Consider the following 4,220-nt stretch of genomic DNA (forward strand, 5'->3'; position numbering starts at 1 on the left):
TCTTTGGCGGGATCCGTTCCCAGGACGTGGCGGTAGATTTTTTCGACGCGCAGGGTCTGGGGGTTCTTGGATCCGTAGAAGAAAGTTTTGTTATCCTTCGCCCAGGCTACGCCGGGGTCGGCGTTAGGAATGGTTTCGGGATAGAGCTCGCCGGTTTCCAGGTTCCTGATCCGCAGGTCGTACTGGCGGCGGCTGACGGTGTCCTGCGCATACACGAGCAGCCGGTTGTCGGGGCTCACGTCGATGCTGCCCACCTGGAAGTAGGCATGGCCTTTCGCCAGGTCGTTCACGTTCAGGTATACTTCCTCCGGCGCTGTATCGGCGCCTTTTTTCCGGCAATACACCGGATATTCCTTCCCTTCTTCATAGCGGGTGTAATACACATACCCGTTCTCAAAAACAGGGGCGCTTTCATCTTTTTCCTTGATGCGGCCCTTCAGCTCGTCGAACAGCTTGTCGCGGAAGGCGCGCACGGGCGAGAGCATCGTGTCGGTGTACTTATTTTCGGCTTCGAGGTAAGCGATCACTTTCGGGTTTTCGCGTTCGTTGAGCCAGTAATACTCGTCGTTCCGGGTGTCCCCGTGAATCGTCATTTCATGCTTGATCTTCTCCGCCACGGGTGGCGGCACATTCACTTTTTCCATCTTTTTATCTTTTTGAGCGCAGGCCGAAAATATCACGGCGGCGCAGGCGGTAAGGGGCAGGAGGCGCATATGAGTGGTTTAGCATCAATGAATTTAAGGAAAACAAATAAAATCGGGGCCGCGAGGGCCCCGATTTTGCAATTATTTGATTCTCATCTTCACCGGATCCCAGTTGATGAGCTTCTTTTTAAAATAGCTTTCATTCACCGCCAGGGCCGGCCCTGCGGCACGGAGGCCGAAAGTGGCGTCTTCCACTACCGGCTTGCCGCTGCGCATCGACTCGAAGAAGTTGGTGAAGTGGTCCAGCCGGTCGTCGTACCCTCTCGGCGCCGAATACTTGATATCTTCCCTCCGCTCCTGCTTCCGGTCGGCTTCACTGTATTTGGACATGTAGTCTTTCACGAAGGCTTCCTGCTGGTCTTTGGTGAAGGTGTTATAAGTATCCCATCCGCCGTATCCCGGGGCTTTGGGCAGTTTGTGCTGTTTGATGGTGAAGTCGTTCCAACCCAGTTCCATCACGCCTTCTGTACCGATGAGGCGGGTGTATTCACCACCGCCGCCGCCGTCTGCGAAATTCACGCGCAGCTGCACCTGGAAGGCCGGGTGCTCGGGGGTTTCGGGGTATTCGAAGATGGCTGCCATCAGGTCCGGTACATCGCGGCCATCCTGCCACTGCACGAGGTTGCCGCTGGCGAAGATGCGGTTGGGGCCTTTGGAGCCGGTGATGAAATGCAGGCCGGTGATGAGATGTACGAAAAGATCGCCGGGAACACCGGTGCCATAGGCCTGGTAGTTCCTCCAGCGGAAGAAGCGCACCGGGTCGAAAGGCATTTTTGCCGTATCCTTCAGGAAAGTATTCCAGTCGATGGTGGAAGGCGAAGCATCCGTGGGGATGGAATATTGCCAGGCGCCCAGGGCGGAATGCCGGTCGATTTTGGCTTCCACGAGGTTCAGCCGGCCGATGTCGCCCGCTTCGTAACGGCGCTTCGCTTCGGCGAGCGCCACGCTGCTCACGCGCTGGCTGCCTACCTGGAGGATGCCATTGGTCCGCTGTTGCGCAGCGATCACTTTATGCCCTTCTTCGATCTGCTGGGTCATGGGCTTCTCGCAATAAACGGCTTTGCCTTTTTCCAGCGCGGCGATGGCCTGGGTATCATGCCAGTGGTCGGGCGTGGCGATGATCACGGCGTCTACGTCTTTCCGCTCCAGGATTTCGCGGTAGTCGCGGGTGGTCTGGATATGGTTGCCGTACACGGATTTGGCTTTTTCGAGGTGGCCATCGTACAGGTCGGCCACGGCTACCAGTTCAACACCGGGCACTTTCAGCGCGCAGGTGACGTCGCCGAAGCCCATGATGCCCATGCCGATGCCGGCGATGCGGATTTTATCGTTGGCGCTCACGCGCTGTTCGGGATGAAGGAGGACCCTGCGGCCGGGCTCTGCTGCCAAACCGGCGAGGGGAGCCGCGCCGATGAGGGCGGCGGTGCTGCCAAGGTCGCGTAAAAACTTGCGACGGGAATTATTTGCCATAGGTCCAAGATAGGAAAGCAGAAGAGGAAAAACAACAAGCCGGGATCAGTGGCCGTAACGTTTGCTGAGCGGCGGGCGGGAAAGAGAAAAGCCGGTCCGGAGCATGTACCCCGGGCCGGCTTTTGCAATTGCCTTATAGTCAATGTTACTGATGCGATCAGGAAGTAAACCCTGCGCCGAAGAACTCGCGGTTCAGGCGGGCGATATTGCTGATCGAGATGCCTTTGGGGCACTCGGCTTCGCAGGCGCCGGTGTTGGTGCAGGAACCGAACCCTTCCTTGTCCATCTGCATCACCATATCTTCCGCACGGGAAGTACGCTCGGGGTGCCCCTGCGGCAGCAATGCCAGCTGGGAAACCTTGGCGGAGGTGAAGAGCATCGCGGAAGAGTTTTTGCAGGCTGCCACGCAGGCGCCGCAACCGATACAGGCCGCAGCGGCGAAAGCCAGGTCCGCATCTTGTTTTTCGATGGGGATCGCGTTCGCGTCTACCGCGTTACCGGTGTTCACGGAAATGTAACCGCCGGCCTGGATGATACGGTCGAACGCGGTGCGGTCTACCGTCAGGTCTTTGATTACCGGGAAAGCCGCTGCGCGCCAGGGTTCCACCACGATGGTGTCGCCATCGTTGTAGGCGCGCATGTGCAGCTGGCAGGTCGTGGTTTGATCCCACGGGCCATGCGCACGGCCGTTGATATACATGGAGCACATCCCACAGATGCCTTCGCGGCAGTCGTGGTCGAATGCGATCGGTTCTTTTCCTTCGTTTATCAAACGCTCATTCAGGACGTCGAACATCTCCAGGAAAGACATGTCTTTCGAAACGTCCGATACTTCGTAGCTTTCGAAGCGGCCTTTGTCCTGTGCGTTCTTTTGACGCCAAACTTTTAATGTGAGCTTCATAATTTGCTGTTTTATATCCCTTATCAAACTTATTTATAGCTGCGCTGGGTCGGATGTACGATTTCGAATTCCAGCGGCTCCTTATGCAGTTCGTAATTGCTCTGGCCTTTGTATTCCCAGGCGGCTACGAAAGCAAATTTCTCGTCATCGCGCTGCGCTTCGCCTTCCGCATCCTGGTATTCTTCACGGAAGTGACCACCGCAGGATTCGTTACGTTGCAGGGCGTCGCGGCACATGAGCTCGCCCAGTTCCAGGAAGTCTGCCACGCGGCCGGCTTTCTCCAGTTCGGGGTTCATTTCGTTCTGTTCGCCGGGGATGCGCACATCTTTCCAGAACTCTTCGCGGAGCGCCTGGATTTCTTTGATCGCTTCTTCCAGTCCTTTGGCATTACGCGCCATACCGCATTTGTCCCACATGATTTTCCCGAGCGCCTTGTGGAAGTGGTCCACGGAGTGCTTGCCCTTGATGTTCATGAGTTTGTTCAGCGTTTCCGTCACCCGGTTTTCCGCTTCCACGAATGCGGGGTGATCGGTGGGGATGGCTTTGGTATGGATATCTCCTGCGAGGTAGTTACCGAGGGTGTAGGGGATCACGAAGTAACCGTCGGCCAGGCCCTGCATGAGGGCGGAGGCGCCGAGGCGGTTAGCGCCGTGGTCGGAGAAGTTGGCTTCGCCGAGGGCGTACAGGCCGGGAACGGTGGTCATCAGCTCGTAGTCTACCCACAGGCCGCCCATCGTGTAGTGCACGGCGGGGTATATGCGCATGGGGGTTTCGTACGGGTTCTCACCGGTGATCTTGGCGTACATGTCGAACAGGTTGCCGTATTTCTCGGCTACTACTGCCTTACCCATTTTGATGATCTCTTCTTCTGAAGCATGGTCTTCACCACGTTTACCTGCTTCGATCTTGCCGTAACGTTTGATCGCGTCGGCATAATCGAGGTATACGGCCATTTTGGAAGTGCCTACGCCATAGCCGGCGTCGCATCTTTCCTTGGCGGCGCGGGAGGCCACGTCGCGGGGAACGAGGTTTCCGAAGGCGGGATAGCGGCGCTCCAGATAGTAGTCGCGCTCTTCTTCGGGGATATCGGTGGCTTTGCGTTCGTCGTTTTGTTTCTTGGGCACCCAGATGCGGCCGTCGTTACG

Annotated in this window: 3 protein-coding genes and 1 pseudogene; all 4 read right to left on the reverse strand. The window is 57.2% G+C overall.

The window, feature by feature from the left end; all coding sequences use genetic code 11:
* Nucleotides 1-713: pseudogene (locus Q0510_RS07460) on the reverse strand (oligopeptidase B); the annotation flags it as partial.
* Between the two features lie 72 nt (nt 714-785).
* Entirely contained in the window at nt 786-2,174 is a 1,389-nt protein-coding gene (locus Q0510_RS07465; protein WP_298709688.1) for a Gfo/Idh/MocA family oxidoreductase, read from the reverse strand.
* A gap of 157 nt (nt 2,175-2,331) precedes the next feature.
* On the reverse strand, nt 2,332-3,075 hold the full coding sequence (locus Q0510_RS07470; RefSeq protein WP_298709690.1) for a succinate dehydrogenase/fumarate reductase iron-sulfur subunit: 744 nt from the start codon (nt 3,073-3,075) through the stop codon (nt 2,332-2,334).
* A 29-nt stretch (nt 3,076-3,104) separates the two neighbouring features.
* Nucleotides 3,105-4,220: FAD-binding protein (locus tag Q0510_RS07475; RefSeq protein ID WP_298709692.1), on the reverse strand; the 1,116-nt coding region annotated here is incomplete at its 5' end.

The sequence above is a fragment of the uncultured Chitinophaga sp. genome, from assembly GCF_937874145.1.
Taxonomy (GTDB): domain Bacteria; phylum Bacteroidota; class Bacteroidia; order Chitinophagales; family Chitinophagaceae; genus Chitinophaga.